Origin of the sequence: Patiriisocius sp. (assembly GCF_051252435.1) — a bacterium.
GTDB lineage: Bacteria > Bacteroidota > Bacteroidia > Flavobacteriales > Flavobacteriaceae > Patiriisocius.
In genome coordinates, this window is the sequence record NZ_JBPOFW010000001.1 from 571312 (window position 1) to 585097 (window position 13786).

The window sequence follows — 13786 nt, forward strand, 5'->3', positions numbered from 1 at the left end:
TTGAAAATAGCTCATTTCAGAAACAACAAAACATATGCGTTTGTTTTTCAGAACATTACGTTTAAAAAAGCAACACTAGATTTATAAATTAACAGAAATTATCTGGCAAGAACCCCCTTTTTGGGCATCACAGGAAGATCAACTGCGTTGTCTTCCATAATAGAATTACGCGGAATTTCAAAACGCTTATCAAACATTTTATCATCCTTAAAATAGGTTATTGTGAAGAAATTATCGAGCACAAAAACGCTCTCATCAATGAACTCAATTTTAGCAAATCCCTTTGCGGGAATTATTTTAATCGTTTTGCGCATAGGCGCCGTCATCTTCTTTTCGTTATAGCCTTGTGCAACAATTAGCACTGTTTCAATAGGAGATGTGCCATCGTTAATCATATAAATATTCCAGTCGTGCACATTATAATCCTCATTGAATTCATACACCGCAGCAATGTAAATATCTTTTACCTCTGGAATTTCAATATCTTTTCTCATGTTTTCTGCTCGTGAAAGCGGATTTTTTTACTTCGGAAATATAATATGTAATTTACTTATTTGTTCAGCAGCAGAAAAAGTTCAACTTGCAATTTTGAGTGCGCCACTAAAAAGCGGATTCTCAAAATTGAATTTCACTAATATGCACTCTTAAATTGCTCTAAGAAACGTACATCGTTTTCACTCAACATTCTAATATCTGGAATTTGGTGCAGTAGCATAGCAATACGATCGATACCCATCCCAAACGCGAAGCCGCTATAAATTTCTGGGTCGATACCACAATTTTTCAAAACATTGGGGTCAACCATTCCGCATCCCATGATTTCTAACCAACCGGTTCCTTTAGTTATTTTGTGGTCTATTTCGGTTTCAAGGCCCCAATATACATCTACTTCTGCACTTGGCTCTGTAAATGGAAAATAAGAAGGGCGCAGACGTATTTTTGATTTGCCAAACATTTCCGTAGTGAAAAATTGTAGCGTTTGTTTAAGGTCTGCAAAACTCACCCCTTTATCAACGTATAAGCCTTCCACTTGGTGGAAAAAGCAGTGCGCTCTTGCGCTAATGGCTTCGTTACGATACACGCGTCCTGGCGAAATCGTACGAATGGGTGGTTGGTTGTTTTCCATGTAACGCACTTGGACAGACGAGGTGTGTGTGCGCAAAAGAACATCGGGGTCAGTTTGAACAAAAAACGTATCCTGCATATCTCGCGCTGGATGGTATTCGGGTAAATTTAATGCGGTAAAATTATGCCAATCGTCTTCAATTTCTGGACCTTCACTAACGTTGAAACCTATGTTTGAAAACACTTCAGTAATCTTATTTTTTACAATAGAAATAGGGTGGCGGGATCCTAACTCAATAGGCGCGCCGGGGCGGGATAAATCTCCATAAATGCCCTTCACTTCTTCTTTACTTTCGAGAGAGTCCTTTAAAATTTCTACTTTTTCCTGCGCAGCATTTTTAAGTGTGTTCACAACTTGACCAAATTCCTTTTTTTGGTCGTTTGCTACGTTTTTAAATTCGCTGAAAAAATCTTTTAAGAGGCCTTTGCTCCCCAAATATTTAATCCTGAAATCTTCAACTTCTTCTTTCGTTGCCGCTGTAAAAGCTTCAACCTGGGCAATATGCTCTTTTATTTTCTCTATCATATTCATTTCCCGTGAAGACGGGAAGCTATTATTAAGATGGCAAAATTACAGAAACTCCGCAACTTCTACCTCCTTTAAAAATTGGAATTTTAGCTTCGGAAATTTTAAACAAACTCCCTTTTATCTTTTAATCAATTACCTTCTTCTCTAAAAAATAATGGACAATTGCGTCTTTCATCAACACACTTTGTTCACCAGCTTTGAGTGGCGGCAAATTTTCCAATATTTTAAAATGGGGCCAGCCGGCATCATCAAAATATTCAAATTCGTAGTATCCAAAGGGCTCCAGCAATCTGCAAATTGCAATGTGCATTAAGTTTACCTTTTCGTCTTTTTTAAATTTTCTGTGCAATTGTCCCAATTCCTGCACGCCAACTAAGTAAATAATGGCATCCAAATCCAAGGGGTCACCATCAGCAAATTTATTGCTCAACATTGTAACCACTGCTTCCCACCGTTGCTTTAATTGTTCGTCTCTTGCCATGTTGCAAAGTTAGCAAACTTTAATATCGTGCGGAAACTTTGGTCACTTTAACAAACCGTGATTATTGTATATTTACAATTATAGTAAATTAGATTTTACAAATAACCTCCAAACTTTTAAAAATGAGTATCATTGATGTCATTCTCGGAATTATTTTAATCTACGCCTTTTACAGAGGGCTTTCGCAAGGTCTTTTCTCCACGTTAGCTTCATTACTTGGTCTTATTTTTGGGGTGTATGGTGCCATCTATTTTTCTGGCTACGCGGCCAATTATTTAGTTGATAATGTAGATTGGAATGAGCAAACCATTCAACTAGCGGCATTTGGGATAACATTTTTAGTTATTTTACTTACGATAAGTTTGGCTGGAAAACTACTCACCAAAATAGCCGATTTTGCAGCACTCGGATTACTCAACAAATTGTTGGGCGGGCTTTTTAATGCGCTGAAATTTGCTTTCATTATTTCGGTGATATTTATGTTTATCAACGCATCCACAGCGGCTAGTGGTTTTATGATTTCTGAAGAGAAAAAAGCAGATTCTATTTTATACGAACCTATTGCTTCTCTAGCACCAATGCTTCTTCCCCAAATTTTAAAAGAGGTCGAAATATATAATGGTGAAGACAAAATTACACCCGAAGATTCCTTGCCAGTGATTGAAAATGACACTTTAAATTAAGTACTCAATCTTTATTTTAAGTCAAATTTCCGAAGATACTTTTCTTTCCATTTTTTAAAGGAAAATTACTGTTATGGCTTCAATTTAAAAATTTGTTAAACTTTTAAATCATAATAGTAATACTATTATATTTATATTTGTGTTTAATCGAATGGAACAACTGCAGGTACATATCACAATAGACCCTAACCTTTACACCAAGAACCCAGAATCTTCTGAGCTTGGGAGGAAAATTGTGTGCCAAAGTATCGTTATGATCGATGAGTTAGGGTTTAAGGGTTTTACTTTTAAAAAATTAGGTGCGGCTATTGGTTCCAATGAAAGTTCAATATATCGCTATTTTGAAAGTAAACATGCTTTATTGGTCTATTTGACAAGCTGGTATTGGAGTTGGATTGAATACAAACTTGTTTTTTCAACATTAAATGTTCCGGCTTCGGCTGAAAAATTGAGCAATGCCATTGAGATAATAACAAGCAAAGTAGAGGAGGATAATTCGTTTTCGTACATCAACGAGGTACTATTAAATCGTATTATTATTGCTGAATCATCAAAAGCGTATCACACAAAAGATATAGATAAAGAAAACAAAAAAGGATATTACAAAACCTATAAACGGGTAGTACAACGTATTAGCGAGATGGTACTCGAGGTGAATCCTTCATTTGCTTTTCCAAATATGCTCGTTTCTACAGTGATAGAAGGAGCGCATCACCAAAGATATTTTAGTAAGCATTTGCCATCACTTACAGATGCTGAAAATGGAGAAAATACTATCGTTACTTTTTATCGGGATTTAGTTCTAAAAACCATCGCGGCATGAAAGGACTACTTTATATAAAGAAATTTGCTGCAGACTATATAATCTTGCTGTTTGTAATTGCTTTGATTGGACAACCCGTACTAAATGGAATTGTATTAGCCAATCAAACTGGCCCAGCTACGGTTAGTACAATCATTGAAGAAGAGAATAATCAGGAAGTGGGTGATGATGATTCTTCTGAGGCTTTCACTGATTTTAATTTACCTAAATATGACTATTTAATTTTTGAAAACTCTTATATTGAGACTTCAAAATTAATTGTATCAAAAGAGCTTTCTCTAGTTCTTGATATGTTTATCCCTCCTCCGGAGCTAGTTTAATATCATTCTTCATTCTTATCAATTTAAACGTTCACTCATTTGAGGTCCTTGTTTGATTGACTCAATTCAAATTATTAAACTACAATGTAGCATCAAAATACGTGCTGTCATTTCATAAATTCTATTAAAAAATGAATAGTCCAAATCCATTTAAAAATTTTAAAAGCGATCTCCCAGCAAGTATCGTTGTTTTCTTTGTCGCACTCCCACTATGTTTAGGGATTGCGTTAGCCAGTGGCGCACCAGCGTTTTCTGGGCTTATTGCTGGTATAATAGGAGGTATTGTTGTTGGCGCACTTAGTGGTTCTTCAGTAGGTGTAAGTGGTCCAGCAGCAGGTCTCGCAGCTATTGTATTAACCGCCATTGGTGCTCTCGGGGGTTTTGAAAACTTTCTTCTTGCCGTTGTGCTTGGTGGAGCCATCCAATTGGTTTTCGGTCTTTTAAAGGCTGGAATTATTGGATATTATTTCCCCTCTTCAGTAATTAAAGGGATGCTTACCGGTATTGGTATCATTATTATCCTAAAACAAATACCGCATTTCTTTGGCTACGATGCAGACCCAGAAGGCGATTTCTCATTTTTCCAAGTTGATGGTGAAAATACGTTTTCTGAAATTTTTAAAACATTAGATTATATTAGCCCAGGAGCTACTATCGTTGCCGTTGCTGGTTTGGCCATTTTAATTTTATGGGATAGAGTACTATCTAAAAAAGCGAAAATATTTACGCTTATTCAAGGACCACTCGTAGCAGTTGCTATAGGTATTATTTATTTCATCTTAACTCAAGGAAATGAAACATGGGGTATTTCGAGCGAGCATTTGGTAACTGTTCCAATCCCAGATAGTTTTGACTCTTTTATTGGGCAGTTTAGCATGCCTAATTTTACTGAAATTGGAAATCCTCAAATATGGATTACAGCCTTCACAATTGCCTTAGTAGCAAGTCTTGAAACGCTTTTATGTGTTGAAGCAACAGATAAATTAGATCCCCAGAAACGAGTAACACCCACAAACCGAGAATTGTTGGCACAGGGTACTGGTAACATGATTTCTGGAATGATTGGCGGACTTCCTATTACACAAGTAATAGTTAGAAGTTCAGCAAATATTCAGTCGGGTGGAAAGTCTAAAATGTCAGCCATTATTCACGGTTTCTTTTTATTGATTTCGGTGATATTGGTACCTACAATTTTGAATATGATTCCGCTTTCAGTATTAGCAGCCGTACTTTTTATTGTTGGTTATAAACTGGCAAAGCCAAAATTATTCAAGCACATGTACCAACTGGGATGGAAACAGTTTATCCCATTTGTAGTCACTGTGGTAGGTATTGTTTTCACAGATTTATTGATTGGAATTGCTCTAGGTCTTGCCGTTGGGGTAGTTGTAATTTTAATAAAGAGTTTCCAAAACTCTCACTTCTTACATATTGAAGATAAAAACAGTAATGGAAAGCACAGGATTAAAATGACGCTCGCAGAAGAAGTTACTTTCTTCAATAAAGGAGCAATTTTAAAAGAGCTTGATAGCTTACCTAAAGATTCGTATTTAGAATTAGATGTAAGAAAAACACGTTTCTTGGATCATGATATTATTGAAATTCTAGAAGATTTTTCAGAAAAAGCTCGAAATCGAAATATTGATATTCAGATTATTTCAGAAAGAGGTACTGTTGAAAACCCGGATAGTTTTATTGAGTTTTTCAAATTGACCCCTAAAAAAACAGCTTGAGAATTTAAAGAAAGGAAAAATGAAAACACATTCAAATAAATCAAATTATAAGCTGTTAGTCCTCATAGACAATACAACTGAATCTCACAAAACTCTAATGGACGCTGTAGATTTCGCTAAATTAATCAATGGGAGCATTGATGTTTTTCAAGTAGAACCACCCACAAGTGTGGTAAAATTTGAAAATCAAATAGCCTCAATGCGAGCAATTGATAAGAAACGTTATGACCGAGAAAAAAAACTGTCTGAAGTCGCTTCAAAAATCAAAAACAGGGAAGGTGTACCGGTAATTAGTAATTTTACATTTGGCAATGTAAAAAATGAAATCAAAAACCGAATTGATTTTACCCAACCAGATATTATTGTTGTTGGTAAGCGAAAGAAAAAGCTTTTTGGGCTTTTTGGTGATCAATTAACCAAGTACTTAATGAACAACTACAACGGTAGTGTTTTAATCTCTAGCAATGAGAGCGGGCTGACTACTTTTAACGACCAATCCATTGGTTTTTTAAACACTATTGATGGCATTGAAAACATTGCACTTGTAAATGACATAAGACATCATTATAAAAAGCCTTTTAAAGTTTTTAGGAATAGTATTATTGATAACTTGGACACCAAAGAAAATGAGACGAAGAACAAGGCTATTGTCTTTGAATTCAATAATAAGGAAACAGACATGGTGAATTTTATCTCAAAAAACAATTTGTCCTTATTATGTGTAGATAAGAGCGCTTCTATTAAAGGAGAATTAAAAAATGCGATTGCTAAGACAATCGAAAAAATAAACGTACCCGTATTGGTATTGAATAATAATTTAACATAAAATACAAATTATGAAAGCACACACACAGGAAACACAAAATACAATGACGCCAGAGAAAGCGATCAATTTCCTAAAGGAAGGAAATGTACGTTTTCAAAACAATTTAAAAGCAAACCGTAATTTACTCGAACAAGTAAATGATACCTCAGACGGACAATTTCCTTTTGCAACAATATTAAGTTGTATTGACTCGAGAGTTTCGGCAGAGCTGGTATTTGACCAAGGGCTTGGAGATATTTTTAGTATTCGTATCGCTGGTAATTTTGAAAATGAAGATATTCTAGGAAGTATGGAATTTGCATCAAAACTAGCAGGAACAAAATTGATAATGGTCTTAGGTCATACAAGTTGTGGTGCAATAAAAGGCGCTTGTGACCATGCTCGCTTGGGTAATTTAACAGCTTTAATTAAAAAGATTGAACCTGCTGTGGATGCCGTTACAGAACCAAAAGAAGAGAGTCAAAGAACTTCAAAAAATCTAGATTTTGTAGATACAGTATCTAAAAAAAATGTCTTGATGACCATGAAAAACATTCGCTCAAAAAGTCCAGTTTTAAAAGAAATGGAGGATAATGGCGAAATAAAAATTGTTGGAGGAATGTATGATATTGCTACAGGAATGGTTGATTTTTATGAATAAATACATGTTCATTAAAAAAAATCGGCTACATATAATAATGTAGCCGATTTTTTTCTTTAAAGGAAATTTGCCTTAGCATTAAATAATACTAAAATCTAAGAAAGATTCTGTTAAACAACATCTTCCACATTATTATTGATATAAACCATTACTTCTTTAAAGTTTTTTAAAATCCTTTTCTCTGGAATCAAATCTGGAATAATATCAATATTTTCCATCATCACTCTAGGTTGTTTTTGAAGGTTGACGAGGATTACTTTAACCTCAGATTTAAACAATCTTAGCATTAAATCTTCTAAGGCATACAGTCCAGATTGATCTATGTAGGGTACTTTCCCCATTCTAATGATAAGATGTGTTGCGGTTTCTGGGATGCTCTTTGCGAGTTCTTGAAAGTCATTTGTATTTCCGAAGAAAAGAGGACCGTCGAGCCTTTTGATAAAAACTTCTTCTTTTAATTTCTGAGGAAAATTAGCCTCATCTTTCCAATGTAGTACCAATTCATCTGAATTTGAAAGCTGAACAATTTTAGATCGTTTTGCACTTGCATCCCCAATCTTTTTCATAAAAATCAATGAAGCCAAAACCAGCCCAATACCAACAGCGTAAACCAGATTCCAAAAAACCGAAAGCACAAGCACAACAAGCATTATAATAACTTCGCTCCTTGGCATTTTAGGAATTGCTTTTAAGCCTTTGTAGTCCATTACACCAATTCCTACTGTTATTAAAATTCCGGCCAATACAGCTGCTGGAATTTGCGATGCAACAGGAGCTAAAACAAGTGTAATAAGTAGTAATACAACTGCAGCAATCATCCCTGAAAGTTTGGTAGTTCCACCACTATTGATATTTACTACGGTTCTTATAGTTGCGCCTGCTCCCGGTAATCCACCAAAAAGTGATGCTATACTATTCCCTATTCCTTGCCCAATTAATTCTTGATTGGGATTGTGTTTTGTTTTGGTCATATTATCAGCAACAACTGAAGTCAACAATGAGTCAATGGCTCCTAAAAAAGATAGTGTTAACGCGGTAAATATATATGGCGAAATTTGTCCGAATTCAAAATTGGCAAACATATCTAGATTTAAACCTGGGAATCCTGAGGGAATCTCAGAAATTGGTTTGTAGTCCCATTTCAGAAAATAGGCAGCGGCACTTACAACCAATAAAGCAACCAGTGTACTTGGCACTTTTGTTGTGATTCTTTTAAAACCAAAAATTATAAAAATGGTTGCTAGGGCCAATCCCAATTCCAATAATTTAATATTTTGAAACGCCCTTGGAATTAATTTTGTAGCACCCAAAACTCCCGAACCCGCGGTCTTAGCAAGTATCATTGCTTCTGCATCAATATCTGCCGCGTTTATTCTTTTTGCGCGTCTTACGGTTTCTTCAAAATCCTCTAATACCAATATTCCTTCGCCCGCTTCTTCTTGAAGAATCTTGTCAAGTAATACTTCCTCTGCTTGGGGTTTAAATTGACTTATATAATCCTTATCATCTACTGTATAATATCCTAGCATTGGCAGGATTTGAGTAATTAAAATAATGACTCCAATGGCTGTCATAAACCCAGAGACTACGGGATATGGAATGTATTTTATATACCTTCCTAAACCTAAAACCCCTAAAACAATTTGAAATAATCCTGCCAGTAAGAATACTAATAAAATATAAGGCAACGCTTCTTCTACACTTCCATTATTAGCAGCTATGATTCCAGCAATAACAACCATAGATACAGCAGTCATTGGAGCTGTAGGCCCCGAGATTTGAGTATTAGTTCCTCCAAAAAGGGACGCAAAAAACCCAATCATAATGGCTCCATAAAGTCCCGCGCTAGGTCCTAAACCAGATTGCACCCCAAAGGCGAGTGCCAATGGTAATGCAACGATACCGGCGGTAATACCGCCAAAAATGTTTCCTCTAAAATTTGTAAAAATATTTTTGAACATAGAAGGATAGTATTGGGTTGAAATTAGTAACAAACAAAAACACCTTAGTAACTATAAAGGTGTTAAAAAATCCTGTCTTGCAAACAGACTTAGGTAAAAATAACCTATTTAAGTTAGGTAGATGTAAAGAATTATTAAAGAAAATACTACAAAAGTTTCAAGTCGCTTTTAGGAATCCAGCCGTCTTTACCATCGGCAAGCGATATGCGCAACCAATCCCCATCACTATCGATAACTTGTACTTGTGTGCCTTCGTGAAGTGTAAAGGCTGCGGCGCTGTTCATTTTTGGAGCTGTTTTAATTTCAATACTTTCCGCAAAAACGATTGCTGGTTTGTTATTTTGAACGTCTCCAAAAGTTAAATATGCCATCGAAATACCACCAATCATTAATAAGATGGAAACAATAGAACTTGTAAAGAAAAGTCTCTTTTTCCCTTCGGAAATATTAAAATAATATAGAATAAAGAATCCAACAAATAACATAGAAAACACGACTGCAATTATAGCCCAGCCTTCATAAGTAAAAATACTAGCAATGCTATTGTACCATTTTGAAAATATAGTTTTGGGTAGCGGTTCGATAACGTCAACTCTTGCATTTTCAGCAAAAGCTAAATTCACTTTAATTTCTTTATCATTGGGTGTCAACTGTAGCGCTTTCTCATAATAATAAATACTCGGTCCAATTTGGTTCAACTTATAATACGCATTCCCTAAATTGAAATATAGCTCGGCACTATGACTCCCGCTATCTAAGATTTGCTTCCAATTTGTAATTGCTTCGCTATACTTCTCTGCTTTATAATTATCTTTTCCTTGGTTGAAAAGCGCTTCGTTTTGCGCCATCCCAAAAGTGGAAAAAAGTAAAAATGTGATGTACAATAATTGCTTCATAATCTATTATTGTATTTGTTTATCAATCGCTGAGATGGTCTCAACCGCTTTATCGTAATCCTGCTGTATCGTTACATTGCTTGTTGGTGTATATCTTGCAAACTCACAACTTTTTAATAGGGAACCAAACTGCGCAACAGTAACTTCTTCCACGTCACGCTCATACAATAATTGAGCGATACGCTCTTTGCTCATTTCGCTAGTTTCAATGTTGAGCTTTGCTTTCAAATAATTGTGCAATGACCGCTCTAGTGCTTCATAAAAAACTACTTTGTTCCCAATGTTCTTTTTAGCTTCGGCAAGGTATCGTTTTGCCATTTTATTGGCTTTACGCAACCTATTTCCTTGAACATCTGCACGCCTTCTGTTTCGCTTTTTTCCTGCTATAATGAATAATGGAATTAGTAAAAACGGCCCGCCCAATAATGACCAGAATAATGTAGATTTAAAAAATGGTTCACTCGCAATGGGTGATAAATTAGCGTACAGTTTAATATATTTAAAATTTTCGCTGGAAAGCACCACTTCTTGTTTATCTACAGCCGCATTTTCATCGTTTGTTCCAGCAACGGCATTTGTTACCGGGCCATTTTCTACATTGATAACGAGCTCCTGAGACGTAATGGTTTGGTATTTTTCTATATTGGGATTAAAGTATGAAAACGCGATTGGTCTAATGGGATAAACACCTTTGTACTGCGGCACTATCGTATAATTTTCTGAAACTGAACCACTAATTCCATTAGCTCTAGTGTTTAAATTTTCGCTTCTTTCAGGCTCGTACATTTCGAGCGTACTGGGCACTTTTAATGACGGTAATTGTAGGGTGTTCAAATTTCCATTTCCGGAAACGGCTGTTGTTATTTCCAGTGCTTCATTGGCATCCAACACCTCTTTATTTGTTTTAACACTAAACTGAAATTCGCCCACAGCACCACCAAAATTTTCTGGCTGTCCTTCCAATGGCAATGGTTTTACATCAATGGTGCGACGCCCAGCCGAAATGGTTTTGTTTACACGCGTTGTCAAACGTCTACCAAATAAATCACGACGATTTCCAGGCACATCGATTGGTACATCCAGAGTCAAAGGCTCTATTTCTAGCTTTCCTGTTTTTTGAGGGTACAGCACCGTAGTTCTTAAAATTACATAGCGGTAATTCTCGCCTTTGTAATCTCCTTCGTAAATTTTAAAATTCCCAGATGCATCAATATTCTTACTCCAAAAATCGGCGTACCTAGGCGTGTCAATCTCACGCCATTGGCTGGTAATACTCACATCTTTGGAAACATACATTTTGTACGTGACAGTAATACGCTCGTTTAAAAATGGATTTCCATTACTGATTTCAGCAACGAGATGGACGTTGTCTTCTGCAATGATATCCATGTTTTCTCCGTCAGTTGGAGTTTTAACTGCGGCTGTCACTTCAACAGTAACAGGAATGGTTTTGTACGTTTCTCCTTCCACCACGATGGATGCTTGACCTATAGTCAAATTACCTCTTTTTAAAGGAGACAAGAAATACGAATAGGTTTTTGAGTAGGTGCGTTTTCTATTAATATATGTATTACTTATGGCTTGGTTGGGTCCTCCAACAACGCGCCAGCCATCAAAATCTGGCGGATTAAAATTATCGCCATCTTCGTTCATCTCAAACTCTACCCGTAGACGCTCATTTATCCCTAGTTTTTTCTTGCTCACTTTAGCCTCAAATTTTACCTGTCCCTGCACTGTAAACGCGCAGAAAACAAATAACAACAGATATAAAATGTGCTTCACTTTCATCATCTTACCAGTCTTTTTCACTTTTTACTTTTGCTCCTTTTTGTTTTTGAGCATTGATTTTATCTTGTACTTTTTTCTCTTCGTTGTTCATGGACTCCAATAAGTTTTTTACTTCCTGTGGAGATAATTTACCAGGCACAGGTTGCTGTGGTTGTTGGCCTTGCTCTTCTTTTGGATCCTTAGGCTCATCTGGTTTTCCTTTATCATTTTCTTTATCGCCTTCCTTGTCTTTATCCTCTTGGTCGCCCTTGTCTTCGTTTTCTTGATTATTACCGTCGTCTCCTTCTTTTTTATCTTCGTTTTCTTGGTCTTTTTGATCCTCTTTATTTTCGTCTTGCTTGTCTTGGTTGTCCTTGTTATCATCACCTCCACCTCCTTGTGGCGGATTCTTTTCTAACATGTCTTTTGCCAACGCTAAATTATACCTACTCTCATCATCTGTTGGATTATTGCGGAGTGCGTTTTTATAGGCTTCAACGGCACCTGCGTAATCCTTTTCATTCATCATTGCGTTTCCTAAATTATGAAATGCTTTATGACGCTCAGGCTTTGTCGTAGCATTCTTTGCCGCTTTTTTGAAACGGTCCATAGCCTCAGAATTCTTACTTTTCAAATAGTAGGAATTTCCAAGATTATAATTTCCGGTAGTTTGTTTTTGGTTTGCCGAAATCGCTTTTCGATACTCGGCTTCTCCCATTACAAACTTATCTGCTTGAATGAGTTGCGATGCTTCGCTCAAATATTCATTGGATTTTTCAATAGCTTCCTTTTCTTTTTCGGCTTCGGTTAGTTGTGCTGAAATTTGCTGCGGAAATATGACAAATAATAGCAACAATAGCCCGATTGAAATTTTCGCTTTAGGCTGAAAAAATCCTGAAATCAACTCATCAATTCTGAAACTGTCGTTTAATGTATTATGTGTCTTTATTCTATTCATTTGACGCGGGTTTTTCGTTAAACAAATTCAACTTTTTTACCCATTTTGTTTTTCTTTCTAACAATAATATATCGAGTAACAACAAAAATAATGCCCCGCCCAAAAACCATTGAAACTGATCTTTAAAATCACTAAACTGTTTGGCATCAAACTCCTTTTTATCCATGCCTCCAAGTATATTTTGTACAGCTTCTACAACTTCATTTGTGTTTGTACCATTAATGTAAGCGCCGTCTGCCGCTTTGGCAATTTCTCTCAACGACTCTTCATTTAATCGTGTAATGACCACCTCATTATTTTGGTCACGTTTGTAGGATTCCACGCGTCCCCTTTGCTTGATCGGGATGCGATCCCCTTTCTCTGTCCCAACCCCAATGGTGTAAATTTTGATGCCTTTTTCGTTGGCTTGCGCTGCAATGCTAGCATAATCTCCTTCGTGGTCTTCGCCGTCACTCACAATAAAAAGCACTCTGTTTTTTTGCTCGACATCGTTATAGTATGTTTCTGCCAGTTGGATGGCCTCATTCATCGCTGTTCCTTGTGAGGATACCATATCAGTATTCATTCCTGAAAGAAACAATCTTGCTGAAGAAAAATCGGTAGTAATTGGAACTTGCGGAAATGCGCTTCCTGCATACCCAATAATCCCCACACGATCACCGGCAAGTTTGTTGATAATTTGAGTAACGAGTTGTTTCGATTTTTCTAGTCGGTTGGGTGCAATGTCTTCCGCGAGCATACTTTTTGAAACATCCAACGCAAACACAACATCTACCCCTTCTCGTTTTACGGTTTCTAATTTTGTGCCTATTTTAGGATTCACCAAAGCAAAGCTCATGCACGCAACTGCCAAACAGACCACCAATACTTTTAAAAAAGATTTGAATAGAGACTGGTTGGGACTTAACTTTTCTAATGTTGCCGTATTCGCAAACTTTTTTTGCGTGCGTCGTTTCCAAAACAACACACCAAAAAATAGTAGCACAATCATAGGGATTGCGAACAGTACGTAAAAATATATGGGTTGTTCTAAATTATACATAT

Annotated in this window: 14 protein-coding genes; 6 read left to right on the forward strand and 8 right to left on the reverse strand. The window is 36.3% G+C overall.

Features of this window, described 5'->3' with window-relative positions; all coding sequences use genetic code 11:
• Nucleotides 1-98: 98 nt before the first annotated feature.
• The 3 genes from ACSHW7_RS02535 to ACSHW7_RS02545 form a co-directional block, all read right to left on the reverse strand.
• A complete protein-coding gene (locus ACSHW7_RS02535) occupies nucleotides 99-494 on the reverse strand; it encodes a hypothetical protein (RefSeq protein WP_435677743.1) in 396 nt (131 codons plus the stop codon).
• Nucleotides 495-631: 137 nt separating this feature from the next.
• On the reverse strand, nucleotides 632-1651 hold the full coding sequence (gene pheS / locus ACSHW7_RS02540) for a phenylalanine--tRNA ligase subunit alpha (RefSeq protein WP_435677744.1): 1020 nt from the start codon (nucleotides 1649-1651) through the stop codon (nucleotides 632-634).
• Between the two features lie 127 nt (nucleotides 1652-1778).
• On the reverse strand, nucleotides 1779-2135 hold the full coding sequence (locus ACSHW7_RS02545; RefSeq protein WP_435677745.1) for a hypothetical protein: 357 nt from the start codon (nucleotides 2133-2135) through the stop codon (nucleotides 1779-1781).
• A gap of 122 nt (nucleotides 2136-2257) precedes the next feature.
• On the opposite strand from ACSHW7_RS02545, the gene ACSHW7_RS02550 reads away from it, so the two are divergent.
• From ACSHW7_RS02550 to ACSHW7_RS02575, 6 genes are all read left to right on the forward strand, one after another.
• A complete protein-coding gene (locus ACSHW7_RS02550) occupies nucleotides 2258-2818 on the forward strand; it encodes a CvpA family protein (RefSeq protein ID WP_435677746.1) in 561 nt (186 codons plus the stop codon).
• Between the two features lie 151 nt (nucleotides 2819-2969).
• On the forward strand, nucleotides 2970-3641 hold the full coding sequence (locus tag ACSHW7_RS02555; protein WP_435677747.1) for a TetR/AcrR family transcriptional regulator: 672 nt from the start codon (nucleotides 2970-2972) through the stop codon (nucleotides 3639-3641).
• Nucleotides 3638-3961, forward strand: a complete 324-nt coding sequence (locus tag ACSHW7_RS02560) for a hypothetical protein (protein ID WP_435677748.1) — start codon at nucleotides 3638-3640, stop codon at nucleotides 3959-3961. Before ACSHW7_RS02555 ends, ACSHW7_RS02560 begins: the two co-directional genes overlap by 4 nt.
• Nucleotides 3962-4092: 131 nt before the next feature.
• Nucleotides 4093-5694 carry a SulP family inorganic anion transporter gene (locus ACSHW7_RS02565; protein ID WP_435677749.1) on the forward strand — a complete coding sequence of 534 codons (1602 nt, stop codon included), beginning with the start codon at nucleotides 4093-4095 and terminating at the stop codon, nucleotides 5692-5694.
• A 19-nt stretch (nucleotides 5695-5713) separates the two neighbouring features.
• Nucleotides 5714-6520 (forward strand): universal stress protein, encoded by an 807-nt coding sequence (locus tag ACSHW7_RS02570; RefSeq protein ID WP_435677750.1) that lies wholly within the window; start codon nucleotides 5714-5716, stop codon nucleotides 6518-6520.
• 10 nt (nucleotides 6521-6530) lie between these two features.
• On the forward strand, nucleotides 6531-7160 hold the full coding sequence (locus ACSHW7_RS02575; RefSeq protein ID WP_435677751.1) for a carbonic anhydrase family protein: 630 nt from the start codon (nucleotides 6531-6533) through the stop codon (nucleotides 7158-7160).
• Between the two features lie 110 nt (nucleotides 7161-7270).
• Here ACSHW7_RS02575 and ACSHW7_RS02580 read toward each other — a convergent pair whose 3' ends face one another.
• The 5 genes from ACSHW7_RS02580 to ACSHW7_RS02600 all read right to left on the reverse strand — a co-directional run bounded on the left by ACSHW7_RS02580 (nucleotide 7271) and on the right by ACSHW7_RS02600 (nucleotide 13784).
• On the reverse strand, nucleotides 7271-9121 hold the full coding sequence (locus ACSHW7_RS02580; RefSeq protein WP_435677752.1) for a SulP family inorganic anion transporter: 1851 nt from the start codon (nucleotides 9119-9121) through the stop codon (nucleotides 7271-7273).
• 146 nt (nucleotides 9122-9267) lie between these two features.
• Complete coding sequence (locus tag ACSHW7_RS02585; protein WP_435677753.1) at nucleotides 9268-10017, reverse strand: tetratricopeptide repeat protein; 750 nt, start codon at nucleotides 10015-10017, stop codon at nucleotides 9268-9270.
• A 6-nt stretch (nucleotides 10018-10023) separates the two neighbouring features.
• Complete coding sequence (locus ACSHW7_RS02590) at nucleotides 10024-11826, reverse strand: BatD family protein (RefSeq protein WP_435677754.1); 1803 nt, start codon at nucleotides 11824-11826, stop codon at nucleotides 10024-10026.
• Nucleotides 11810-12742: a tetratricopeptide repeat protein gene (locus ACSHW7_RS02595; protein ID WP_435677755.1), complete on the reverse strand. Its 933-nt coding sequence runs from the start codon at nucleotides 12740-12742 to the stop codon at nucleotides 11810-11812. Before ACSHW7_RS02595 ends, ACSHW7_RS02590 begins: the two co-directional genes overlap by 17 nt.
• Nucleotides 12735-13784, reverse strand: a complete 1050-nt coding sequence (locus tag ACSHW7_RS02600; protein WP_435677756.1) for a vWA domain-containing protein — start codon at nucleotides 13782-13784, stop codon at nucleotides 12735-12737. Before ACSHW7_RS02600 ends, ACSHW7_RS02595 begins: the two co-directional genes overlap by 8 nt.
• Nucleotides 13785-13786 lie beyond the last annotated feature (2 nt).